21 protein-coding genes and 2 pseudogenes are annotated in these 24,079 nt (G+C 65.0%); 13 read left to right on the top strand and 10 right to left on the bottom strand.

Annotated features, from left to right (window positions below):
* Window positions 1-24 precede the first annotated feature (24 nt).
* Entirely contained in the window at window positions 25-1,275 is a 1,251-nt protein-coding gene (locus AC1DVI_RS25885; protein WP_476960420.1) for a UbiH/UbiF/VisC/COQ6 family ubiquinone biosynthesis hydroxylase, read from the bottom strand.
* Window positions 1,276-1,594: 319 nt separating this feature from the next.
* On the opposite strand from AC1DVI_RS25885, the gene glnK reads away from it, so the two are divergent.
* The 5 genes from glnK to AC1DVI_RS25860 all read left to right on the top strand — a co-directional run bounded on the left by glnK (window position 1,595) and on the right by AC1DVI_RS25860 (window position 7,787).
* Window positions 1,595-1,933: a P-II family nitrogen regulator gene (glnK, locus tag AC1DVI_RS25880; protein WP_014239038.1), complete on the top strand. Its 339-nt coding sequence runs from the start codon at window positions 1,595-1,597 to the stop codon at window positions 1,931-1,933.
* Window positions 1,934-2,284: 351 nt separating this feature from the next.
* Window positions 2,285-3,517: an aminotransferase class I/II-fold pyridoxal phosphate-dependent enzyme gene (locus AC1DVI_RS25875; RefSeq protein WP_476960419.1), complete on the top strand. Its 1,233-nt coding sequence runs from the start codon at window positions 2,285-2,287 to the stop codon at window positions 3,515-3,517.
* Window positions 3,518-3,633: 116 nt separating this feature from the next.
* Window positions 3,634-6,159 (top strand): DNA translocase FtsK, encoded by a 2,526-nt coding sequence (locus AC1DVI_RS25870; protein WP_149165488.1) that lies wholly within the window; start codon window positions 3,634-3,636, stop codon window positions 6,157-6,159.
* 193 nt (window positions 6,160-6,352) lie between these two features.
* Window positions 6,353-7,015 (top strand): LolA family protein, encoded by a 663-nt coding sequence (locus tag AC1DVI_RS25865; RefSeq protein ID WP_476960418.1) that lies wholly within the window; start codon window positions 6,353-6,355, stop codon window positions 7,013-7,015.
* Between the two features lie 151 nt (window positions 7,016-7,166).
* Complete coding sequence (locus AC1DVI_RS25860) at window positions 7,167-7,787, top strand: HdeD family acid-resistance protein (RefSeq protein WP_476960417.1); 621 nt, start codon at window positions 7,167-7,169, stop codon at window positions 7,785-7,787.
* 19 nt (window positions 7,788-7,806) lie between these two features.
* On the opposite strand, the pseudogene AC1DVI_RS25855 reads toward AC1DVI_RS25860, so the two are convergent.
* A pseudogene (locus tag AC1DVI_RS25855) lies at window positions 7,807-8,495 on the bottom strand (ATP-binding protein); the annotation flags it as partial.
* A gap of 453 nt (window positions 8,496-8,948) precedes the next feature.
* Window positions 8,949-9,071, bottom strand: a pseudogene (locus AC1DVI_RS25850) (transposase); the annotation flags it as partial.
* Window positions 9,072-9,503: 432 nt separating this feature from the next.
* Here AC1DVI_RS25850 and AC1DVI_RS25845 point away from each other — a divergent pair.
* Both AC1DVI_RS25845 and AC1DVI_RS25840 read left to right on the top strand, forming a co-directional pair.
* Window positions 9,504-10,097: a hypothetical protein gene (locus AC1DVI_RS25845; RefSeq protein ID WP_476960416.1), complete on the top strand. Its 594-nt coding sequence runs from the start codon at window positions 9,504-9,506 to the stop codon at window positions 10,095-10,097.
* Window positions 10,098-10,328: 231 nt separating this feature from the next.
* Window positions 10,329-12,236: a hypothetical protein gene (locus AC1DVI_RS25840; RefSeq protein WP_476960415.1), complete on the top strand. Its 1,908-nt coding sequence runs from the start codon at window positions 10,329-10,331 to the stop codon at window positions 12,234-12,236.
* A gap of 910 nt (window positions 12,237-13,146) precedes the next feature.
* Here the strand turns inward: AC1DVI_RS25840 and AC1DVI_RS25835 are convergent.
* The 5 genes from AC1DVI_RS25835 to AC1DVI_RS25815 form a co-directional block, all read right to left on the bottom strand.
* The gene (locus AC1DVI_RS25835) at window positions 13,147-14,265 is read right to left on the bottom strand and encodes a TniQ family protein (RefSeq protein WP_476960414.1); all 1,119 of its coding nucleotides are present in this window, start codon (window positions 14,263-14,265) and stop codon (window positions 13,147-13,149) included.
* Window positions 14,266-14,273: 8 nt separating this feature from the next.
* Window positions 14,274-15,176, bottom strand: coding sequence for a TniB family NTP-binding protein (locus tag AC1DVI_RS25830; protein ID WP_476960413.1), 903 nt, complete (start codon window positions 15,174-15,176; stop codon window positions 14,274-14,276).
* On the bottom strand, window positions 15,177-17,099 hold the full coding sequence (locus AC1DVI_RS25825; protein WP_476960412.1) for a transposase: 1,923 nt from the start codon (window positions 17,097-17,099) through the stop codon (window positions 15,177-15,179).
* On the bottom strand, window positions 17,096-17,728 hold the full coding sequence (locus tag AC1DVI_RS25820; RefSeq protein ID WP_476960411.1) for a TnsA endonuclease N-terminal domain-containing protein: 633 nt from the start codon (window positions 17,726-17,728) through the stop codon (window positions 17,096-17,098). Before AC1DVI_RS25820 ends, AC1DVI_RS25825 begins: the two co-directional genes overlap by 4 nt.
* 400 nt (window positions 17,729-18,128) lie before the next feature.
* The gene (locus tag AC1DVI_RS25815) at window positions 18,129-18,785 is read right to left on the bottom strand and encodes a hypothetical protein (protein WP_476960410.1); all 657 of its coding nucleotides are present in this window, start codon (window positions 18,783-18,785) and stop codon (window positions 18,129-18,131) included.
* A 41-nt stretch (window positions 18,786-18,826) separates the two neighbouring features.
* On the opposite strand from AC1DVI_RS25815, the gene AC1DVI_RS25810 reads away from it, so the two are divergent.
* Window positions 18,827-19,126 carry a helix-turn-helix domain-containing protein gene (locus AC1DVI_RS25810; RefSeq protein WP_476960409.1) on the top strand — a complete coding sequence of 100 codons (300 nt, stop codon included), beginning with the start codon at window positions 18,827-18,829 and terminating at the stop codon, window positions 19,124-19,126.
* A 283-nt stretch (window positions 19,127-19,409) separates the two neighbouring features.
* Window positions 19,410-19,784, top strand: coding sequence for a helix-turn-helix transcriptional regulator (locus AC1DVI_RS25805; protein ID WP_476960408.1), 375 nt, complete (start codon window positions 19,410-19,412; stop codon window positions 19,782-19,784).
* Between the two features lie 267 nt (window positions 19,785-20,051).
* Here the strand turns inward: AC1DVI_RS25805 and AC1DVI_RS25800 are convergent, their stop codons facing one another.
* A complete protein-coding gene (locus AC1DVI_RS25800; RefSeq protein ID WP_476960407.1) occupies window positions 20,052-20,684 on the bottom strand; it encodes a 3'-5' exonuclease in 633 nt (210 codons plus the stop codon).
* A gap of 248 nt (window positions 20,685-20,932) precedes the next feature.
* On the opposite strand from AC1DVI_RS25800, the gene AC1DVI_RS25795 reads away from it, so the two are divergent.
* From AC1DVI_RS25795 to tnpB, 4 genes are all read left to right on the top strand, one after another.
* Entirely contained in the window at window positions 20,933-21,301 is a 369-nt protein-coding gene (locus AC1DVI_RS25795) for a DUF427 domain-containing protein (RefSeq protein WP_476960406.1), read from the top strand.
* A 304-nt stretch (window positions 21,302-21,605) separates the two neighbouring features.
* Entirely contained in the window at window positions 21,606-22,988 is a 1,383-nt protein-coding gene (locus AC1DVI_RS25790; RefSeq protein ID WP_476960405.1) for an IS4 family transposase, read from the top strand.
* A gap of 41 nt (window positions 22,989-23,029) precedes the next feature.
* A complete protein-coding gene (tnpA, locus tag AC1DVI_RS25785) occupies window positions 23,030-23,422 on the top strand; it encodes an IS66-like element accessory protein TnpA (protein ID WP_476960404.1) in 393 nt (130 codons plus the stop codon).
* Window positions 23,419-23,766 carry an IS66 family insertion sequence element accessory protein TnpB gene (gene tnpB, locus AC1DVI_RS25780; protein ID WP_476960403.1) on the top strand — a complete coding sequence of 116 codons (348 nt, stop codon included), beginning with the start codon at window positions 23,419-23,421 and terminating at the stop codon, window positions 23,764-23,766. The genes tnpA and tnpB overlap by 4 nt, the downstream gene beginning before the upstream one ends.
* A gap of 16 nt (window positions 23,767-23,782) precedes the next feature.
* On the opposite strand, the gene AC1DVI_RS25775 is transcribed toward tnpB, so the two are convergent.
* A partial coding sequence (locus AC1DVI_RS25775; RefSeq protein ID WP_476960402.1) for a hypothetical protein occupies window positions 23,783-24,079 on the bottom strand: 297 nt, incomplete at its 5' end.

The raw sequence follows: 24,079 nt of genomic DNA, 5'->3' as shown, positions 1-24,079 counted from the left end.
GGGCGGCGCCTTACTGCGGGCGCCTTACAGCGGCACGCCCTTGATCATCCGCGGCAGTTCGCCGACCACGCCCATCGCGTGCCGCATGAAGAAGCGCTTCAGCGGCGGCAGGCGGTTGACGACGGCCATGCCGACGTCGCGGGCCAGCTTGATCGGCGGGATGTTGTTCGAGAACAGGTGCACCAGACCGTCGCAGACCACGGCCAGCAGCACCGTGTCGAAGCGGCGCCAGCGCTGGAAGCGGGCCAGCACCTCCGGCGAGCCGACGTCCAGCCCCAGCCGGTGGGCGTCCACGATCACCTCGGCGAGCGCCGCCACGTCGCGCAGGCCCAGGTTCAGCCCCTGCCCGGCGATGGGGTGGATGGCGTGGGCCGCCTCGCCGATCAGGGCGACGCGCTCGGCGATGAAGCGCTCGGCCAGCAGGACCGACAGCGGCCAGGCATCGCGCCGGGTCACCAGCTCGATGTCGCCCAGATAGCCACCCGACCGCCGTGTCAGCTCGTCGATGAACTGGTCCTCCGGCATCTTCAGATACATGTCGACCAGCGAACGCTTCTCGCTCCACACGATGGAGGAGCGGTTCCCGGTCATCGGCAGCACGGCGAAGGGGCCGTTGGGCAGGAAATGCTCCACCGCCACGCCGTTGTGCGGCTCCGAATGGCGGATCGTGCAGATGATCGCGGACTGGTCGTAGGCCCAGCTGCGCAGCTTGATCCCGGCGCTCTCCCGCGCCAGCGAGCGGCGCCCATCGGCCCCGACGACCAGCCGCGCCTTGACCACCCGCCCGTCGGCCAGCTTGACCGTGGCGCCGCTGCGGTTGCGCTCGATCGACACCGCCTGGGCTGGGGCCAGATGGTGCAGGCCGGGCAGTTCCTTGGCGCGGGCGAACAGGGCGCGGCGCATGTCCTTGTTGTCGAGAATCCAGCCGAAGGGCTGGTTCTTGCCGTCCCAGGTCAGCTCCGTATGGTCGTAATGGACGAACAGGGGCGAGAACTGGTCGGCCACCCGGATGTCCAGGATCGGGCCGGCGTCGGGCTCCATGTGCTTCCACACGCCCGCCCCCTCCAGCACCTTCATCGAGGCGTAGGCGACCGCCGTGGTGCGGATGTCGAAATCGTCCCCCGCCTGCCGGTCCGGGCTGTCGCGGTCGATGCAGACGACCGGAACGCCCGCGGTGGCCAGGGCCGCCGCCATGCTGAGTCCGGCCAGTCCGCCGCCCAACACGACGACGTCGGTCGTGATCTCCTGCGCTGCGGTGGTGCCCGATTCGGTCATGATGGCGCTGCCCTTCGATCAGTGTAGACGGGTACGAACAATCGTTCCGCTTGGTCCGGATGTCCAGCGGCGCTGCGTCGCGGCCCCCGAATTGCGTAATTATTGGGCATGACCTGCCCAATCGATCGGCGAAACAGCCGAAAACCGCTGAAAAGGGCCGATTCTGCAACCGGCACGATTTTTGAAGACATTGCTTTTTATGGTCGAGGCGAACACGCTCGAGTCACGTTCGGAAAACCCGCCGCCACGGCGGGATCGGCCGAGGGGGGACCGGGCGACCGCAAGGGCCCGCAAACACGCATACCCAAGGGGAAGCCACATGAAACTGGTTATGGCCATCATCAAGCCGTTCAAGCTCGACGAAGTGCGCGAGGCGCTGACGTCGCTCGGGATTCAGGGCCTGACGGTGAGCGAGGTGAAGGGCTTCGGACGCCAGAAGGGTCAGACCGAGATCTACCGCGGCGCCGAGTATTCCGTGAGCTTCCTGCCCAAGGTGAAGGTCGAGGTCGCGGTGTCCGACGACCAGTACGAGCAGGTGGTCGAGGCGATCCAGAAGGCCGCCAACACCGGTCGCATCGGCGACGGCAAGATCTTCGTGCTGGACATCGCCCAGGCCGTGCGCATCCGCACCGGCGAGACCAACAGCGAAGCTCTCTGAGGCGTCCTGGAGGAAGCGGACAGGGCGGGGCGTCATGGCCCGGCCCCTCCCGCAAGGGGGGAAGGCTCGTCCGCTTTTTCTTGCCGCGGGGCATCGATGATCTGCCCGGTGACTTGAAGCCGGATGCGCCAGTCTTTCCACCGTGGCGCCAAGGCCGCCGGAACGGGCGGCGTATGCTTTCCCTTGACCGGGCCTCGTCCGGTTTTGTGCCCTTGTGCCGGGACTCCACCGTCGATAGGATCGTTTCCGTTTCGTATCGGGCAGAGGCCCCCGGAGGCCCCTGACGGGCCGTGCCCCTTGGGGCCGGCCCGGCCTTCTCGGGCCGTCCTCATGGAAAGGATTCTCGGCGGCATGTCGCTCCCGGACCTCGGCACCTTCGCTCTCGTCAACGACCGGCTCGACCGGCTGTCGGACTACCCCTTCACCCGGCTGGCGGCCCTGCTGTCCGGGGTGACGCCGCGCGCCAACGCCGAGCCGATCATGATGTCGGTGGGCGAGCCGCAGCACCAGCCGCCGGCCATCATCGACGAGACGCTGCGCGCCAATGCCCATCTGTGGGGCAAATACCCGCCGGTCGGCGGCACGCCGGAGTTCCGCGAGGCGGTGGGCGCTTGGCTGACCCGCCGCTACGCACTGCCGGACGGGCTGTTCGACGCCGAAAAGTCGGTCCTGCCGGTGTCCGGCACGCGCGAGGCGCTGTTCCTGCTCGCCCTGCTGGCCGTGCCGCCGTCCAAGGCCGGTCGTCAGCCGGCGGTGCTGATGCCCAACCCCTTCTACGCGCCCTACGAGGGGGCGGCGCTGCTGGCGGGGGCGGAGCCGGTGTTCCTGCCCTCCACCCGCGAGACCGGCTTCCTGCCCGACCTCGACGCGCTGACGCCGGAGCTGCTGGAGCGCACGGCGCTGTTCTATCTTTGCACCCCGGCCAACCCGCAAGGGGCGGCGGCCGACGCCGCCTATCTGGAGCGGGCGATCGGGTTGGCGCGCCGCTACGGCTTCATCCTGGCGGTGGACGAGTGCTACGCCGAGATCTATCTGGACAGGCCGCCGGTCGGCGCGCTCCAGGTGGCGTCGGGCCTCGATCACGGTGGGAAGCCGTGGGCGAACATCCTGGTCTTCCATTCCCTGTCCAAGCGGTCGAGCGCCGCCGGGCTGCGGTCGGGCTTCGTGGCCGGCGATCCGGAGCTGATGTCCCGCTTCACCCGCCTGCGCAGCTATTCCAACGCCGGGATGCCGTTGCCGGTGTTGGCGGCCAGCGCCGCCCTGTGGCGGGACGAGGCGCATGTCGAGGAGAACCGTGCGCTCTACCGCGCCAAGTTCGACGCGGCGGAGGCTTCGCTGAAGGGGCGCTACGGCTACTACCGGCCGGACGGCGGCTTCTTCCTGTGGCTGGAGGTCGGCGACGGCGAGGAGGCGACGCGCCGCCTGTGGGCGGAGGGCGGCATCCGCGTTCTGCCCGGCGCCTACCTGACCCGCTGCAACCCCGGCGAGGCCAATCCCGGCGCACCCTTCATCCGCATTGCGCTGGTGAACGACGCCGAGACGGTCGCCCACGCCTGCAGCACCATCGCCCGCATCCTGGGATAAGGGCCGCCCGGTTCGGCCCAACCCGGTTCGGCCCAACCCGGTTCGGCCCAAGTCACCCCGGTCTTTCGCCCCGAAGGACGGGTCCGGTTCAGCACGTTCTTGAGGACCTTCTGCCCATGGCACGACCCGCAAGCCCCCGCAGCGGAAGCGGCAAAAGCGCCGGAGCACGGCCCGCCGGTGCGCGGCCGGAGAAGCCGCCCTTCTTCTCGCCCGCCACGCGCGCCTTCGTGGTGGCGCGGGCGCGCGAGCTGGCGGGCTTCGCGCTGGGCGTGGTCGGTCTGGTGCTGATGGTCATCCTGGGCAGCTACAACCCGGCCGATCCTTCCTGGAACGCGGTTCCGGCGGCGGACGCCCACATCCACAACCTGTTCGGCCGGTTCGGCGCACATCTGGCGGATGTCCTGATCCAGTCGCTGGGCTGGGCGGCCTATCTGCTGGCGCTGGTCCCGATGATGTGGGGCTGGCGGCTCAGCCTGCAGAAGAGCATCCGCCACCCGCTGTTCCGCAGCGTGCTGGCGGTGTGGGGCGTGCTTCTGGTCGCCATGTTCCTGGCCGGGATGGGCGGCGGGGGCGGAGACCCGCTGAACGGCCATCCCGGCGGCAGCTTTGGCATCGTCCTGCTGGACGGGGTCAGCAAGCTGCTGTTCGGCGGCCCCGGCAATCCGCTGGTCGGCACCGTGGCCGGCGTGGCCGGCGGGCTGATCCTGTTCGTCGCCATGGGCCTGTCGATCCGCGAATGGGCGGCCAGCCTGCGCGAGACCGCCGCCGGCCTCGCCCGCCTCGGGCGGGGGGCGCGGGCCGGCGTGTCCTTCGTGCGCGACAAGGGCGCGGAGGCTGCGCGCAATGCCGCCCGCCAGACCGGCGGCCTGCTGCGCCGGGAGCCCAGCCTCGCCACGGCGGGGAAGGAGGCCGCCGCCCCGACTCTCGACGACACGCCCGACGAGGACGGCGGCGCCATCACCCTGCGCGCCGCGCCGCGCGGCCGCCTGTCCGACTCGATCAGCGTCGAACCGCGCGTGGAGGCCAAGACCCGCGCCGTTCCGGTGGTCACCCCGCCCGCCGGGGGCAAGACGAAGGCCGCCGACCAGGGGCGCCCGGCCAAGCAGGCCGCCCTCAATCTGGAGGAGGCGGACGGCTACGAGCTGCCGCCGCTCGACCTGCTCCAGATCGTCCCGACCAGCGTGCGCGGCGAAAAGGTGGACGAGGCGGCGCTGCGCGAGAACGCGGTGAAGCTGGAAGGCGTGCTGTCCGACTTCGGCGTGCGCGGCGAGGTGCAGAAGGTCCATCCCGGCCCGGTCGTCACCCTCTACGAGCTGGAGCCGGCCCCCGGCACCAAGTCGTCCCGCGTCATCGGCTTGGCCGACGACATCGCCCGCTCGATGAGCGCGGTGTCGGTCCGCGTCGCCGTGGTGCCGGGCCGCAACGTCATCGGCATCGAGCTGCCCAACGCCAAGCGCGAGACGGTGCTGCTGCGCGAGCTGCTGGCCGGCGACGTCTTCGACAAGACGGCGGGCAAGCTTCTGCTGGCGCTGGGCAAGGACATCGGCGGCCAGTCGGTGGTGGCCGACCTCGCCCGCTTCCCGCATCTGCTGGTCGCCGGCACGACGGGCTCGGGCAAGTCGGTGGCGATCAACACGATGATCTTGTCGCTGCTCTACCGTCTGCCGCCCGACCGCTGCCGCTTCATCATGATCGACCCCAAGATGTTGGAGCTGTCGGTCTATGAGGGCATCCCCCATCTGCTGACGCCGGTCGTCACCGATCCCAAGAAGGCGGTGGTCGCCCTGAAATGGACGGTGCGGGAGATGGAGGACCGCTACCGCAACATGTCCAAGCTGGGCGTGCGCAACATCGAGGGCTACAACGCCCGCCTGCGCGAGGCCCGCGCCGACGGCGAGCTGCTGACCCGCCGCGTCCAGACCGGCTTCGACCCCGACACCGGCAAGCCGATCTTCGAGGAGCAGCCGCTCGACTTGAAGGAGCTGCCCTACATCGTCGTGATCGTCGACGAGATGGCCGACCTGATGCTGGTCGCCGGCAAGGACATCGAGGCGGCGATCCAGCGGCTGGCCCAGATGGCCCGCGCCGCCGGGATCCACCTGATCATGGCGACGCAGCGCCCCTCGGTCGACGTCATCACCGGCACCATCAAGGCCAACTTCCCGACCCGCATCAGCTTCCAGGTCACCTCCAAGATCGACAGCCGCACCATCCTGGGGGAGCAGGGGGCGGAACAGCTGCTCGGCCAGGGCGACATGCTCTACATGGCCGGCGGCGGCCGCATCACCCGCGTCCACGGCCCCTTCGTCGCCGATGGCGAGGTCGAGCAGGTGGTGAAGTTCCTGAAGACCCAGGGCGAGCCGAGCTACGTCGACTCCATCACCGAGGAGGACGACGAGGACGGCGGCTCCTTCGACGACGGGTCGGGTGCCGGCGGCGGCTCGGGTGACGACCTCTACGACAAGGCGGTGGCGGTGGTCTGCCGCGAGCGCAAGGCCTCGACCAGCTTCATCCAGCGCCAGCTCCGCATCGGCTACAACTCCGCCGCCCGTCTGATCGAGCGGATGGAGACCGAAGGCGTGGTCAGCAAGCCCAACCACGCCGGCAAGCGCGAGGTCCTGGCCCGCAACATCGAGGAGTAGCGGCCCTTGCCCCCACCCCAGCCCTCCCCCGCTAACGCAGGGGAGGGAGTTTAGCGCAAAGCGGCGGCAGTCCCCTCCCCTGCGTTAGCGGGGGAGGGTTAGGGTGGGGGCATTGAGAGTTCGCTTTAATCCTTGGAACCACCACCGCCGCGCCCCATTTCCGCCCGGAACGTCCGGTTACCTAGCAGGCATCATGAAGACCGTGCTCCGCCGCATCCTGGCCGCCGCTGCCGTCGCTCTGTCCGTCACCACGACGGGCGCGGTCCTCGACTCCGCGCTCGCCGCGCCGCGCGCCGCCGCCCTGTCCGCCCAGGATCAGGCGCTGGTGGCCCAGGCGGAAAGCTATCTGAACGGCATCGGCACGCTGCAATCGAAATTCGTGCAGGTCGCCCCGAACGGTCACCAGACCGCCGGCACCTTCTACCTCGCGCGTCCCGGCCGGATGCGGCTGGAGTACGACCCGCCGGTGAAGGACTTCGTCGTCGCCGACGGCGCCTTCATCTTCTATTGGGATGGGGAGATGCGGCAGCAGTCCAGCGCCCCCATCGGCAGCACGCTGGCCGACTTCATCCTGCGCAAGAACATCCGGTTGTCCGGCGACGTGACGGTGACCGGCGTCTTTCAGGCGCCGGGGTTGGTGGAGATCAGCCTGACCGAGACCAAGGACCCCGGCAAGGGTACCCTGACGCTGGTCTTCGAGGACCGGCCCTTCCAGCTCCGCAAATGGCGGGTGCTGGACGCCCAGGGGCTGACGACCGAGGTGGCGCTGATGAACCCGCGCGAGGGCATGCAGTTCGACTCGAAGCTGTTCTACTTCATCGAGCCCAGCAAGGGCGACTACGGCCGCAACAACTGATCTGCCCCACCGAGTTTGCACGGAAGTCGCGCGAATCCCGCCGTTGCGACAACCCGCCGCCGCAACGAAGTCCTCCTGATTCTGTTGCCGTGATGTGTCGGGCGCGTTCACCCGCGCCCGCTGCACTCGAACGGATGAGGGGAGACGAGACATGGCTACGGAGGCGATGTACGAGGCCCGGCGGGTCCAGGGCATGAACGATCTGCTGGCGCGCAACTGGTGGGCGCTGGCGTTGCGCGGCGCCGCGGCGGTGATGCTCGGCCTGCTGGCTTTCCTTCTGCCGGGGGCGACGGTCGCCACCCTGGCGGTTCTGCTCGCGGCCTACCTGCTGATGGACGGGCTGTTCGCCATCATCGGCGGCGTCCGCGCCGCGCAGGCGCAGGAGCGCAGCCTGCCCTTCATCCTGGACGGCGTGGTCAGTCTGGTGGCGGGCGCCGTGGCCCTGCTGTGGCCGGAGGCGAGCCTTTTCGCGCTGGTCTTCGTGATCGCCGCCTGGTCGGTCATCACCGGCTTCGCCAAGATCATGACGGCGTGGCGCATGCACCGCACCCACGGCAAATGGGCCTGGGGCGTTGCCGGCGCCCTGTCGGTGCTGTTCGGCTTCGGCATGTGGGTTTTGCCGTCGCTGGGCCTGCTGGCCGTGGCGCTGGGCGTGGGCAGCTATATGATCGCCTATGGCGCGCTGGCCATCATCACCGCCGTCCGCCTGCGCCGCTGCCTGCACGACCGGAACCATCATTCCAACCACGGCAACGCCGTGGCGGCAGAGTAAACGTTCAGCGGACCCAAGCCTATCGACCGGGGGCGATGCGGCGGTAGCCGAGCGCCTCGGCGATGTGCGGGCGGCGCACGCCGCCCCCGCCGTCCAGATCGGCCAGCGTGCGGGCGACGCGCATGACGCGGTGATAGCCACGGGCCGACAGCTTCAACCGCTCCGCCGCCTCGGTCAGCAGGGCGCGGCCCGGCTGGTCGGGGGCGGCGGCCTTCTCCAGCAGTTCGCCGTCCGCCTCGGCGTTGGTGCGCACCGCCCGGCCCTCGGGAAAGGGGCCGAAACCGGCGTAGCGCTCCGCCTGGACGGCGCGGGCCGAGCGACGCGGGCGGCCACGTCGGCGCTGCCCTCGGCGGGCGGCGGCAGGCTGAGGTCGGCGGGGCTGACGGCGGGCACGTCGATGTGCAGGTCGATGCGGTCGAACAGCGGCCCGCTGATCTTCGACTGGTAGTCGGCGGCGCATTTGGGCGCGCGGGCGCAGGCCAGCGACGCGTCGTCGAGATGGCCGCAGCGGCAGGGATTCATCGCCGCGATCAACTGCACCCGCGCCGGGTAGGTGACATGGTGGTTCACCCGGCTGACGACCGCCTTTCCGGTCTCCAAGGGCTGGCGCAGAGCCTCCAGCGTGCCGCGTGGAAATTCGGGAAGCTCGTCCAGGAACAGCACGCCCTTGTGGGCCAGCGAGATTTCCCCCGGCTTGGCGCGCGAGCCGCTGTGAAAACCACTTAAAATTAGGACTGAATTGCCATTTACACCTTGGGCGGCCATCAGATAACTCTTGGACTGCATCAGTTTGGCGTCAGACTCCTTCGGATTGTCCAGTTAACTGTTGGACCATTTCGTCAGTGCTTTCCAGCCTTCATGCTGCAGCAGTGATGCTGGTCATGGGGTTGTGTTCCGCTTCGTGGCGCGCAAGGTTGACCTCGCCGAAGCGCCTCCTGTCGATAGCGGTTCGGAAGACGTGGACCCAGAATGTTTTCGTCGTGTAGATGAGATTCGTGACCATACACTTTGCGTGGGAAGGCGCGGCCATGAGCCGCGTGGGCACTTGGTGCTGGAACGGCGCCACGCGTGGGTGGTGTGCCGACGTTACAGCGCCATAGCAAGCTTAACAGAGCTGTGCCACCAGCCTGCCGCTGTCCTCTTGCTGGTTGCTGCGGAGCAGATCGGCGTCTGGTGTACCCCGTGATTGGCGACCAGCTGCGACACCGTCAACTCTCCCCGGATCGCCTCCAGCACCACCTTCGCCCTGAACTCCGCCGAATACAGCTTCCTATTCCCCGGCATTGGGTCCGTTCTTCATTCTGGGCGAACCAAGCTTATCCAACGGCCCAGGGAACGGGGACCACCTTATGTCTTCGTCCAGATCAACCTTCTACCCTTCAAGCGGGCGCGACCGGAGACTCGTTGGATGATGGTGTGCCTTACGGGGAAATGGGGGAGTTGTAGAGGAAAGTGGGAATAGTGGGCGCAATGGGGAGTTGGGAGGACAGTGCGTGTGATGGGGGTGTGGGGCGGCGCGAATGAAGATGAGGGTTTGGGGGTTGACGAGAAAAAGTGATAGGATTACGCTGAAAATGTAAAAAGCCCCATGGCAGCTGCAACTGCCATGGGGCGGGTACAAAAAGCCACGTTAGGCAGAATTCGATTGGAAACCTTTGTGCCGGCCCTTGCCGGCCACCCCCGAATTTTGCCTGCACCCCGTTCGCGAGGTACATTATGACTATACAAGATCGTATTGACCGCTTCAAGAGCCAAGCCGTATGGCATGCTCAACGTGCTGCCAAGATCGGCGCTGACCTACGCAAGATGGAGAAAGCTGCGGAGAGCGGCGACACGTTACCGGACATCTACTCAAATCTATTGGGTAAGCGGGAGCTAAGTCGAGCATTCGCAGATGATCTTCGTTGGGTTCTGGCCAACATCGAAAAACTTGCCACTCCTGAGTGCGAACAGGTTGGCCAAGAAGACAATAGTGCTGAAAAAGAACGTGATGCCAATACACAAGAATCAGGCTCAGAAAGCTGTATTAATGAACAGCTAGATCGCCCTGCCGTGCCGTCACACTTCGAAGACGCAACGCGGCGGCGGATTTATATCTTACGGGCGATGTGGGACGGACAGCCGAAAACGGCTGCATGGGTGACCGAAGCCATAAACTCCCGGTATCAAGAATCATTTTTGACCGAGCATATTGGGAAGATGATGGGTAATATGCATGTTCGGCAGAGCATTCTTGAGAAAGTTTCAAATATCGGTCCTGGTTATTATAAAATTTCTTCGTCATACCGCGAATCAAACAGCTGCCCATAACCTTGGGCGTATTTAGAAGAAAACAGAACCATTGGGGTGTCGTGCGTTAAGTCTAAGGTGCCTTTATTGGCGATTTTGCGACGCCGGGCGGCGTCATGATCCGAAGCGATCCAGATTTTACGTAACTCGCTTTAGGCTTCTCGCCATACTGGACACCTGCTGGCTGGCTGCGTCCGTTTGGGAACGACCAATCCTCGGCACCGCACGACCCGAACCGCGGGACGATCTTCCATGCCCAATCGATGGCACCGTTCAACTATTTTTGCTGGCGACATCGTCTTTTCCGACTTCCCCCAGGAGGGCCGCTGGCGACTCGTTGGCTTCGAAGCCGTGCACACCGCGCCCCTGCAACCCTTCGAGCGCCAAGTGACGTTTGTCTTCCGACAGATCGTGGATGGGAAGGTTTCCGGGCAACCAAAGCGCGTCTGTGGGCCATCCGGCTGGCTCCCCTACACGCTCATTGGAAGCGAATGGGAAGCGGGACGCCGGGTTTCCACGATATCGGCCGGTATGGACAAGTTCTGCGAAATCGTAGACGTGTCCGCGGCGCATCTGACGGATATCCATGTCTTCCATCACGCTGCAACGGTGGTCGACGCTACCGGCCGCCCGATAAATCCCCACTATTGGGTGCCGCCCTTCGTTCACACCTTCAACGGCGTTACGGCAGACCATTTCCGTCTGATCGGCATTCCCCGCAACGGTGATCCCTGCGGCCTTCTGGTGCCGGCCTACGTGTTGATCCAGTTCTACATGGCGACGTCGACAACTTTGGCTCAGGCCGTGTTCACGGGAGGCTTCAGGCATCTCTACGATCCCACCGAAACCCGATTCGCTGACAAAGACAACGGCATTTTTCGCATTCGGCTATCGCCGGGCGTACCGTTTGACGACGCCTGGGTGCTGGCGCGCTATGTCGCCAGCCCGGTAGGCAGTCCGGCACGGATGGCGCTGAATAGGGTCTGGTCCAGCCTTACCCGGGCAACTGTGAACGGACAGCCGCGTCTCCCGGCCGCACTCTTCCCGTTCGATGGCACAACCCGTCTCAAAGCCAGCGGCCTTTGGTTGCCCGGCAATCCAAAGGGGGAACTTTCGTCCCAACAACGCTTTCTGATCCTCCAGATCCACCGGTGCTCCGGACCGTTCCCGTACAAGGAACTCGAGGTACTGGTGGACTCGCCGGATCCGTCGGGCGACGCCCATGTCGACGGATGCGCGATTCCCGTGCTGACCAGTCCGCTGCCGGCCACGCTCTCGATGGTATCGAACCGCCGGGCGGATCCCAACCGGACGCCGGTCAACGTTCCTGTGCCTCCGGCGGGTACCCGCTTTGCCGCCCTGACGGGCAAGACACTTAAAGCGGTGATCAAGGGACAAGGTGACGGTACCGGTTCCTCCTCCGCCATCTTTGTACCCGGAAAGCCGGCCGAGTGTGGGGCGACGGGGCCGAGCGCCGGTGACGGGACGGATGTCCATCCGGTCGAGTTCGAGGCCCTTCCGGACATTGAGATGCCGCCCAACGATCCATCCGACCACGACCGCCAGCCACCGGCGCCGCGGGCACGAGGCGTCGCGACCTTCGACCAGATGCTCGACATTCTGGAAACATCCGTTGGAATCGCTGCTGTGAAGGCAATCGCCCTCGATCCTCCCTTCGCCGTTGTCGGCACACGCACGTACGGGGCCATCCCAGCCGGCAACGGCCGCACATGGCATCTCAAAGACGATAAAAAGACACCAAGACGGTTGATGCTGGCCGAGATCCGGACGGCAGCAGGGGGCGCTTACGCCTTCGACCTGGAGCCGAAAGACGATGAGACCACCGGTGCGATGATGGTGGCCGTTGCGCGCGACGGGTGCCTACTCAGCAAGTTTGCGTTGCAATCCATCGTCGCGGTCATCCGGAAAGCGAACAGGACGTGGGACAGCGGATCGGAAGATCGCAAAGTCCGGAAAGCCCTGCCGTTGCTGTCAGTGGAGTGCACCGGCGCGACCTTCACCGCCATTGGTCACACCCGATCCACGGCGGCGGAATACGCCGAACAGGTGCTCCAGATCCTGCGTCAGAGCGCTCTATTGAGTAGCAACAAGGATGGCGCGGACGCAGAACCAAAGCTCCCGGACCAAGAGGCTGGCTGAGATCCGCAATCAGTGTGCGGAAGGCGAGCAGACGCAACGCATCACCCTCAATCTGGTGGCGTGGGAAACCCCGTCGGGCGACCCGCGCCACCAACACTCCCAACGTCATCGGCTGGCCCGGTGTCAACTCGCCCAACAACGCCTCGATCACGTCGTCGTTGAAACGCCAATGCTGGTGGGCCGCCAGACGGCTCATGTTGGCGGCGACGGTTTCCGTAAGCGAGCGGTCCGTCAGAATGAAGTAGGACTGTCCATCGGCCCAAGCCTCTTCCCGAGCTTGGACGGCACGTCCGCGTGCCAAGGGCCAGTGCTCTGCGAGGACCGCGCGCGGCACAGCGTCGACGACGAAGCTGTGCGCTTTCCAGAAGAAGGTGCCGTCCTCCCGATGGACGAGCACCCGCCGGGATCGCCCCGGCACCAGTCCGGGGCCAGCCGGTTCGATCCGACAGGCCCAGAGAAGGTAGCGGAGGAGCACCTCCAACCGCTGGGTCAGGGTGATGGCCAACTGGTCGTGCCGCGCCACGAGAGGTGAATTGCGCATCATTCAAGCACCCGTCCTGAAAATGGCGCGGGTCGGACCGGCGACACATTTGCACGAGCGGGTGAGCACGCCGAGAGGAAACCACCGCTTCGGGGCGTTCCTCGAGCACGCAGACAATCATGCAAAAGAAACGATCGTTCCGCAGTCGACACGATGTGTCCCCCTGGCGCGACAGGCTATCGTATCGATTCTAATCAGAAACGATCGGCTGGAACAGCTAGAAATTCCGCTGGAAACAACCGGCGTGAACGAAGGTGGCAAGCGCTTCCGTTGCGCTCGCTACACAGGGGACGCACCAATAATGGTGTGGTCGTGTGTGTTGCTTCATTTCTTGAGAAGCACGAGCACTGCGCTGCATGGTGCCGACGGTTAAAGCTTATCGATCATAACGCTGTAGCCGAGAATCTTTCGCAGTTTTGCTTTGGTGACCTTCAGACGCTGGCGCGCGAGATACTCCTTAGCTTTCTGCACTTCCGTTGCGGATGGTTTGTAGAAGGGACGATGGAGAAACACGCGGGCCACCTCCTCGTAGGCGTAAGGCACCTTGTCGGCATAGGGTGTGTAGGCAGCATCCTTCATGGCCCAGGCGTACCAGACACGGGCATCCGCACAGGCTCCGACAAAGCGATACGGCCAACCCTCCAGCACGCGGGCGACGAGCGCCATCATGCGGTGGCGGTCGGTTGCTCCGAGGAACTCGAGATCGCGTTTGCCCTGCACAAATTGCGGAGGCATCGGATCTCCGCCCCATCGCCCCGCAACAACCTCGCGCAGAGCTTGCGACCGTGAGCCCTTGGACATGACCTTCATCACCTGCCGCAACAGGTCGAAATAGAGATGAGACCACGCAAAGTGCGTTTCGGCGAGCTGAGCCCAGCCGCGGATCAGGATCGCCTCGTTGCGGCGGTGCAGGACCAGTGCCGGGTGGTCGGCCGGAGTCGTCGGCGCGGTTCGCAGGTCGAACCCACAGGTCGAACAGAGGTGCAACTCGGTTGCTCGATGAGGCATGACATGCCCCTCGCACTGCGGGCAGCGGTCAAGAAGCACCACCGCGTGCTGGGAGCACGCGGCTGTGAGTGCCAACCTCCAGGCCCGGCGGTAGTAGGGATACCGGTCCGTGGCCAAGCAGTGTGGGCAATATTGAAGCCCGGCGTTGCGCCAGTGGCGGTGGTAGAGGCCCGACCGCAACAGCCATCGGGTTGTTGTGTGGGGGTTGTATCGCTCGACCAACCAACCTTCGTATGCGGCCAGCGTCGTCGCGTACGCCCGTTCCGCCGGGGTCCCCGTGCGCGCCGCCATGGTCTCCCAGATGATCGGGTCGCAGAAGTGATCGATGTCGCGGTTGAGCACCGGGCGTTGTGGCCAGATGGTGTTGCAGAAGGTGTAAGGTGGCTGCCCATGCCCGGCGGCCGTGCGCAGGATCCAGGACGACAGCAGTTCGTCCGGTTGGGGTTTCGGGTGGTAGGGCCAATACCGTCCGGACAGCATCGTGACGCCTAGACCTCCTCGATGTGGACCTGCTTGGCCGAGGGCGACTGGTAATCGATCTGCGACAAGGACTTGAGCGTGATCCGCTCGTCGCCGGTGTCCAGGGCGAGGACGGTCGCGCGGCTGACGATCTTGAACATCTCACCGATCAACCCCTCGCTCCGCGTGAGAATAGCGGCGGCAATCCGGTCGTCATCCCCGAGGAGAGACGGGCGGCGCAGCGGCATCAGCGACTCGAAGGATGCCAGGAGTTCCCGGAACGCCGGGCCGTCGCGCCAGATCGGCAGGGCATGCATATCGTACCTGTTCAGAAGCTGGTCATCGCTTTGCAGCATCTGTTTCGCTTCCCGCGTACCGGCGCAGACGATGTGGGCGCGCACGCCCGCATCGTTGCCGACGGCGCGCAGGAAGGCCAGGATCTTCAGGCGCTCGGCATTACCGGCAAGGGCGAGATTGTGAACCTCGTCCACCAGAAGCATCTTCACCTGAACCTGGCTGAGCATCCGGAAAGCCTCGCGCCGCCGTTCGGTCTTCGTGGACCGCGGGTTCAGCGGCGTGAACAGACGATCCAGGATCTGGAAGTAAATGCCGTCGAGTGTGGGATCCTCAGGGATCTCGATGCGCAGAACGGGCACGACGGCATGATCCCCCTCCTCGTTGTCACGCGCTGGGTTGTTCTGCTCGAAGCGCTCCAGCAGCATCGACTTGCCGTTGGCCGTCGACGCCATCACCAGCAGACTCTCAGGCCGTTGCTGGCGCGGCAGGTCGAGCAGCCGCTGCATCTTGGCGTACCCCGTGCGGGCCAGCGGATATGGGATCCATCGTTTCGTCTCGGCCTTCCTCTTGCGCTCGGTGAGCGGGAGGTCGAGCAAGGGGATTGTCGATTCGTGCAGATGGTCGAACGCGCTCACCTACCAGCCCTCCAGATCGGCAATCGGTTTGACACGTTGGGATTTGACCTCCGGCTCGCTGGTTTGGGCACCGTCCGCCGCGTCCAGTGCGGTAAGGCTGGACGCGTCGGAAGCCGCCGGAGCCGGGCCCGCCGGTGGGGGAAGACGCGAGCGGGCGGCTTCGCGCCGGCGCTCCTGGTTTTTCCGTGCGCGCTTTGACGTTGCCGCCTTCTCGGCGTCCATCGCCCGCAGCCGTTCGATGGTGCGAAAAATGGCGTCTTCATCGTCGGGGGACCGGCCTTCGGCCTTCAGGTGAGCGATCGCCGCCTTCACCTCCCACAGCGCTACCGCCGGTCGGTAGCTGTTCGCGTAGGGGATGTCGTAGTGCTCGCCGGCGTCGGGATGGTAAAGATAAATCCGGCTCACGTTGTCGGGATTGCGGCGGACGATGACGGTGCGCGGGTTCTTGTCATCGCGTAATGCCCGCAAGAGCGGTGCTTGGTAGCGGATGTAGTCGATCTGGATTCCGTAATCCTGAACCGTACGCTCCTCGGCAGGCAAGAAATCGATGAGCAGGCGCTCGGGGTTGCCGGGCAACCGGGGCAAACCGCGGCCCGGCGTCCGGTCGTCGCCGAAAATGCCGAACTCGTAGAGCGTGATCGGCGGCACACCGATCGCCGAATGAACCCTCCGGTGATAGACGTCGGCGATCATGATGGCAATCCGGCGCTCGGCCTCCTCGATCGTGTAGGCCGCGTGCTTCTCTGGATCGTAGTCCTTGCCACGTTCCGCGACGCTGCTCATCGTGGCGCCGGGTACGAGTCGAAGTTCGCCCATCATCGTGCCGATGAGGCGTTCGATCCGACCGCCGAAGTGGGGGGCTCCGAGGGGACGGAAAAGGCCGTTGATCCCCCACTGCTTGCAGCCGAGTTGAAGCCCGGTGCTGTCGAATTCGGCGGCGTTGTCGGAGAAGAGCCAATCGGGAATGCCGCAGATGTCCCAGCGCGCCTCGATGCCCATGCGGCGGCAATAGTTATCCTTCGGCAGGATGCCATGACGCAAGGCGAGCGCGACCGAGAGCGTCGACGGCCGAGCGATTCTCAGGCAGAAACCGACAACACACCGAGAGAACTCATCGATGGCCAGCGTCAGGATTGGGCGGGTGACCGACAGGTTGTACGTCGGATCGATGACGAACATGTCGGCGACCGTGTGGTCGATCTGCACCCGCTGGAGCGGCCACAGGGGCTCCGAACTCGGTCCATAGACCGGTCCCAGGCGATCGTGGGCCACCTTGTGCCCTTCCCTGGCCTTGATCACGGCATGGGCATCCCGGGCAGCAATCCTGGCGCGGATGGTGGTGGGCGAAGGCGCCTTCAAGTCGGCGGACCGGCATCGCCCCTTCACCATCGTGATGATCTGCTGCGCCCGCTCCCGCTTTGGCGTCATGAAGAGTTCATCGATGGCCGCCTCGACGATCGCGTCGACCTCGGTCCTCAGCCGCGTCTTGCGCGGCTTGCCTTTCTCCGCGTGCGGAATCAGGCAGGTAAAGGAGCCTTCCCGGCGGTATTTGTCCATGAGAGCGTACAACGTGCTGATCGCCAAGCCGAGGTCGTCGGCGAACAGCTGGACGGTCGCACGGGTGCGGCGTTTCATCGTCAACAGGGTTTCGATCGCTTCCTTGCGGCGGTCACCGATCGCCAGGCGCTCTTCGCTGAGGAGCGCAAGGTCCGGGATCTTTCGCCGTTCCACAGGCGGCCCGACCCACACCCGGATCTCGGCAAGACGCGCCCGCCGCCTTTCCTTTGTCTCCAGATCCTCGACCAGCACCTCGCCCAGAGCCACGGCCGCGACGACAACGCAGTGGCGCCCGCCATGCTCGACCTCTACGCCGGGAGCCGGGTGGAACGCCTGCGGGACCGGACGGGCCAGCGGCCCGCTCATTCCGCAAGCTCCACCATCCACGCCATCCCAAGAGGCCGATCGAAGTCCGCCCGCAGCAGCCCGCGCGCCAGCATCGGCCAAAGGGCCGCGTAGAACGCGCCCCGCTCCCCGTCTTCGCGGCACACCGCTTTCAGGAGTTGTCCAATGGTTGAAGGCCCTCCCGCAAGTTGGATGGTGATTCGCTCAGCCATCGCCGGCTCCGGCACCCGGCAACGGTGTGGCAGCAGCATCTGCGCGTTGTGGAACCGAACCGTCCGTATGGATCGGTCAGTCATGATGCAGAAGACCATGCCGTTCTGCCTGGCCCACCGGCGCATGTGGAGGTAGGGCTCACGGTACTGGGCCCATTTGGCCCGGAGTTCGTCCTTGTGCTTCACTTCGTAGACGGCAGTTTGGTGACGGTAAACGACCTTGAAGTCAGGTGTGTAGGAGCGACGCTGACCGGCGGAATCGGTGAACTCCACCGTGAACGGCTGCTCAACGATTTCAAGGACGTCGTCGCGGAAGCGGGTCAAAGTCAGGAAGTCACGCTCCAAACCCGACTCGAAACGGACCGTCTCGGCCCCTGGCGTTCCGACATGCCGGCCAGTGAAACTACGGGTGTTCGGCCGAATGATGCGGCGCCTCACGCATGACTCCCGTATCACGCCATGATGGCGGCAATTGTACGACACTCCAATCGATTGGGAAACAGGAAGCCGGAGATTTCCAGCTCAGGTACCCACCAGTGGGTAGTCGATCCAGAACATATTGGCCATGATCTTCACGCAACGGACCTCCACGAGCGGAACTTAGGCGGAACCGGCCAGCATTTTGGCAATGAAGCCGCTGGGTAGCGCCTCCTTCAAACAACGCGCGCGTTTGTGAAACCTGCCGGCAGCATGGTGGTGGCGCCATCACCCCTTTTCTGTGGCCGCTGCCCGCGTTCATCACCTTGCCGAGTTGGCGTCACGGCTGACGTGTGTGGCCGGGGAGAGCGCAGCCCCCAAGCTCAGTGGTGATCCGCTGGAAAGCAGGGCGCGTTTCAGGTTAGGGGGCTGCGCCCATGGTGCTTTTGTTCACGATGGCATTGGTCTCCTGCGACTCGTTGCCGCCCCGGCTGAGTAAGTTGTGGAGTCGGTGCCCGGCGGCTATGGCGTTGGCGTGTGTCTTCATACGCATCGTGCGCACGGGCGAATCCCCTGTGCAGAACACGACACGGAGAAACGGGTGGTCGCCGGACGTCGACCATTCGATCTGCTTCACGTCGGCGAAAGCGTGGATTTTGTCGTGCACGAACAGCTTCTGACCCGGCTCGTCGACTACAATGATTCCGGCCCCATCGGTTCCTTGAATGGCCCAGCTTGCGTTGACTTTGCCGGCTTTAACAGCGGCTAAAGCTGGGCGGAAATAAAGGTTCCTATTAAAAGTAAGCTTTGGGATTGTAAGCAAAACTGACGGAACGATGAGGACGGTCAAAAACGTTAATATAACTGCCATTATCACCGCGCCTACCGACCAGCTTATTGCGGTGATAGTCAAAGAACCGCCGACCATCATGGCGCCAAAGGCGACTGCGTCTTCTGCGGGGTCTCCACCCAAAGCCTTTTTAATGGAATCCTCATCCTGGGATAAAGAAATGTCAGTCATAGCGGCGCCTCCACGATTGTTCAACGACTCGCCGGTCGCGTTCGCCACCACGACCATGCCAGCGACCCAAATAGGTCAATTCGTCCTATTATTCCGGAATGCCCTATCGCCTGTCCACCGCCGTGGAGGAGCGCGTGGGCAACCGGGACAAGTTCGGAGACGATTACCGCGCGCTGCTGGCACGGCTGATTGCCGAACGTCGCCAGCGTGGCCTGACCCAATGGGATATTGCGCGGGCAATGGAAACCGATCAGTCCCAGGTGTCGAAGCTGGAGCGTCGGGAACGCCGTCTCGACATCATCGATTTCGTTCGGTACTGCCGAGCCTTGGGCGTCACGCCCGGTGTTTGGCTGGACGAAGCGATGAGCAGCTCCACCGAGCGCGACTCCCGCGATTGACAGGCCGCGTCTTTGTGCGCGGGATGTGACGGGGTGGCATCACAGGACATCGGCCCCGCAGACGGGGCGTGCGCCGCAGCGCCGGCGATCTCCTTAGGGCGCGGCAGGGAACTACCTGCTCATTCATCATCCCCGTTGGTTCGTGGCGATAGGGTGCGCTCGGCCGTCTCGGTGATGCTCTCGCCTAGCTTGCACAGCCGGGTCGATCCGCAGCACGGGCATGCCGCCGGCGCCGGGATCACGACGCGCTCGCGCGGCAGGTGCGCCGGGAACGGCTTGCGCGATGGCGCCCGACGTGGTGTCCGCCTCCATCGTGCGGGGCTGGATCGACGCGCTGCGCGATCCACGGCTCGGCCGCGTCATCACCGCGCTGCATCGCGATCCCGGCCGCAACTGGACCGTGGCGGAACTGGCCACGGAGATGGGCGCCTCGCGTTCGGTCTTCGCGGAGCGCTTCCTGGAGGTGACCGGCGTGACCCCGGTCCGCTACGTGACGGAGCTGCGGATGCGGCTTGCCGCCCAGTGGATCGGCCGGGAGCGTCTGCCGATCGAAACCGCCGCGCATCGGCTCGGATACGGCTCGCAGGCCGCCTTCAGCCGTGCCTTCAAGCGCATCATGGGCTATTCGCCCGGCGCCTCACGCAGTGCGGAATCATAGCACCGGCACGATTAGGACCAAGTGGGGGGCAGGTCCTTTCACAAGCCGGTCCCGCCCGCCCTCGCGGGTGACCTGACCAACTGTCAGCGCGTAAAGTTCGGCGACACCTTGCCCGACAGCGCGAGATCGGTTTGCCTGGCGCCGGACTGTCGACTCGGCGCCATGAGCAGCCAGCACCGTTCAGCGCAAGCTGCCCCGATACGCGACCTTGACGCCTTCCGCCCGTCAGGGCGCGCGGCACGTTATCCGGATGCCCGGCGCCGTGCCTCACTCATACACGGCGTCGCGCGGGCCGGTATCTCCCAACGCCATTTTGACGAAGGCATCAGCCGTCAGGTCTGCGTCGAGCAACGCACCATGGTGGGCGAAGCGATCACTCCGGTCGAGCCACAGCCGATCACACAGCGCATCGAGCGAGCCGGAAGCACCGGGGAAAACCGCGTGCGACATCTCCTTGGTACAGATGAACCGGTCCGCCGAGAACGTGTCGGCACCCCATGCGGCGCGTCCGCCGCGCGCGAACTCGTAGTTCAGGAAGTCCATCTCGTTCTCATAGGCATGCGCCACCAGAAGGTCCTCGCCCAGAAAGGCGAGAAGCGCGTCGGCCACCTCGGGAAAGCGGGGCGCCACCTTCAGGTCGGCGGGCTTGATGCCGTGCACCTTGATGGCGTCGGGATGGAGAGGGGCGTCGGGGTTGACCCGCGACTCCCAGCTGCGCGCTTTCCTCCAGCCATCGCCCTCACGGATGATCTCAAGACACCCGATTTCGATGATGATGCCGGGCTGACGCAGGCCCTTGGGCGCCTTCCTGATGTCCTGGAGGCTCGGCAGGCGCCGTCCGGTCGTCTCGATGTCGATCGCGACCAGCCGGTCACGGCCTTCCCACGGCTGCATGCTCATTGATATCCAATCTTTCATCGGTGGAGCCACCTGTGGCACGGATGTGAAACAAGGACAACGCTCCGTCACGCCGCCCAGAGTAGCATGGCGAAAGCGCCGGCCGCCGATCAGCGACACCACGGTCACAAGCGGCCGGCCCATGCCGTCGAGGCTCTTGATCCTGATGGGTCAGGATCAAGAGTCGCTGGTATAAGGCATGACGGCCGCGCCATGACCGGCGCGACTACCGGTGAGCAAGGAGTATCGCTGTGAAAATTCCCGGCCCCGAGCATCCCATCACGATCATCCCCAACCCGAATCGGATTCGTGTCGTCTTCGCCAGCCGGGTCGTCGCCGACACGGCACGCGCCCTGACGCTGACGGAGGCGAAGTTGCCCGTGGTCCAATATATTCCCCGCGCGGATGTCGACATGACGGCCTTCGAGCGCACGGCGCACACGACGCATTGCCCTTACAAGGGCGATGCCACTTACTACAACCTGCGCGTGGGTGATCGCATCGCGATCAACGCTGTCTGGACCTACGAGACTCCCTATCCCGCCGTGGCCGTCATCCGCGAACATTTGGCGTTTTATCCGGAACGCGTCGATTGCATCGAAGAGCACGCGGCCACATAGCGGCAGCCGGCGGAAGGCTCCGCATGCGGTGTTGCTCTCATCGCAATGCCAGCTCCGTCTGCTCCTGACCCAAAGCGGACCATCGCTCGCGACCGCAAAACGCCGATAGCGGTCGTTAAGCGGGGGCGTGCGATTTCCCGATAGCGAACAGGCGGGTCGAGACGATAACCGATATCGCACGGCTCATTGCTATACAGCCTGATCAAATTATTACTCATACTCTTGAACCGTACGCTTCCGGTGAGCCTTTCAATTACCCACATCCGGCCGAAGGGGTCGGTAACGGCGGGCTCTGCCTTGGACCTTGGCGATCTCCAGCCTGTTGGCATCGAACGATGTTCGGGGGGTGCCGATGGCCTCGGGAATCAACGCTTGGATCGAGGATGAACTCGCCGGCTGCCGCCTCGCCGACGAGCGGCTGGGCCGGCGCCTGAGCACACTGCTCGATCAGATGGCCGGGGCGATGGGTGACAGCATCCCCCTGGCCTGTCAGGACTGGGCCAACACCAAGGCGGCTTACCGGTTCTTCGCCAATGAGCGGGTGAGCGAAGCAGATATTCTCTCCGGCCACTTTGACTCGACGCGGCGGCGCGTCGTTGCAACCTCCGGCCCCATCCTGGTCATTCAGGACACCACCGAGTTCTCCTTCCAGCGCGAGCATCCCGAGAAGATCGGCCAGACCGTCCGGGTGAACAGCGGTCAGGACCAGGATGGCCGGTTCCGCATGCACACCGTATGCGGGCTGCTGATGCATGCCAGTCTGGCGGTCACGACCGAAGGCCTGCCCTTGGGGCTCGGCGCGCTCAAGTTCTGGACCCGAACCAAGTTCAAGGGCACTGCCGCCCTCAAGAGGACGATCAACCCGACGCGGGTTCCCATTGAGCAGAAGGAGAGTGTCCGCTGGTTGGAGAACCTGCGCCGGACCACGGAGCTGTTCGGCGATCCGGCGCGCTGCATCCATGTCGGGGATCGCGAGAGCGACATCTACGAGCTGTTCTGCCTGGCTCAGGAGTTAGGAACGCATTTCCTGGTGCGAACCTGCGTCGACCGGCTCGCCCTCGGCGGAGATACGACCGTCGACGCTGTGATGGACGACGTCGCCGTCCAAGGCGTGCATGCCGTCGATGTTCGAGACGGCAAGGGCCACGTCGGCACGGCGAAAGTCGAACTGACCTACCGCAGCCTGCGGATCCTGCCCCCGATCGGGAAACAGAAGCGCTATCCGGCGCTCACTCTGACGGTTCTGCATGCCCGGGAACGTGAGGCGCCCGCCGACCGGCCGCGCATTGACTGGAAGCTTCTCACCGATCTGCCCGTCCTCTCGAATGGCGACGCCATCGAGAAACTCCGCTGGTACGCGGTGAGGTGGAAGATCGAGGTGTTTCACAAGATCCTGAAGTCGGGCTGCAAGGCCGAGGCGGCCCGACTCCGAAGCGCCGATCGCTTGGTGAAGTTAATCGCCGTCTATTGCTTGGTGAGCTGGCGGGTTTTCTGGCTGACGATGATCAACCGATCGGCGCCGGACGTCGATGCGGGGATCGTCTTCACTGATAGAGAGCGGAAGATCCTGGATTTCTTGGTCCCGAACAAGGCTCCAGCTCTGCTCGGCAGCAACACCCTGGGCATCTATCTCACCAAAGTGTACCCCTCCGCCGAGCGCCGTCTTGTGACCGAGCGGGGAAGCTGAATCATGGGTCTGTCCCTATGGCTATCCCTATGGCAGTCCCTATGACTATCCAACGCGTCGAGGTGATCACGGGCCTGGAGCGGCGGCGGCAGTTCAGCGACGAGGAGAAGCTGCGGCTGGTCGAAGAGGCGTTCCAGCCGGGCGTCAAGGCGACCGAAGTCGCCCGGCGCCTGGGCGTGGACGTCAGTCTGCTGTACCGCTGGCGCCGCCAGTTCTTCGGTCAGCAGCCCCGGCTGCCCGCGTTCATGCCGATCACCGTCGCCACCGACGCTCCGGCACCGGAGGAGGTGGCGGAGCCGACAGCGGCGTCCGCGGCCCCACCAGCCGGTCTCATTGAGGTCGAGTTCGCGACGGCGCGCTTGCGCATCACCGGCCCGGTCGATCCGGCCCTGGTCGGCACGGTGATCGCCGCGCTGTCGGGACGGTCGGCATGATCTCGGTCCCCTCGGGCGTTCGGGTCTGGCTGGCTGGCGGGGTCACCGACATGCGCTGCGGGATGAACTCGCTGGCGCTGAAGGTCCAGGAGGGTCTTGGCCGCGATCCCCATGCCGGCGATTTATACGTCTTCCGCGGGCGCCGCGGCGACTTGGTGAAGTGCCTGTGGCATGACGGGCTCGGCATGTCGCTTTACGCCAAGAGGCTTGAGCGGGGCCGTTTCATCTGGCCCAGCCCGGCCAGCGGAGCCGTGGCCATTTCCGCGTCCCAGTTCGCGTATCTGCTCGACGCCATCGACTGGCGCAACCCGCAGCAAACCTGGAGACCGCGCTCGGCCGGATAGGCTGCGGCACAGTGAATCAACCCGCCGCTCTCCGGCGGGAAGAGCGAGGATTGGTGCGGGTTTCCGGGTACAATCCGGCCCCATGGACGCCCTGCCCGACGACATCGACGCCCTGCGCGCCGCGCTGATCGAAGCGCGTGGCCGAGCTGCGTTGGCCGATGTCAGGCGACATGAGAAACTCCCCCCCGGGCGACATGAGGAAAGGGCCCCCCATCGACACTGAGAGGTGAAGAATGGTCGAGGGCACGACACCGTTGAGTTCCTCCGTGGGCACGGAGCGGAGGGACGTGATGCTGGCCCGGCCCCGGACGAG

The organism is Azospirillum sp. P4_B5 (genome assembly GCF_056402275.1).
Note: the sequence above shows the minus strand (reverse complement) of the source record. Positions and strands in the feature narration are given on the sequence as shown.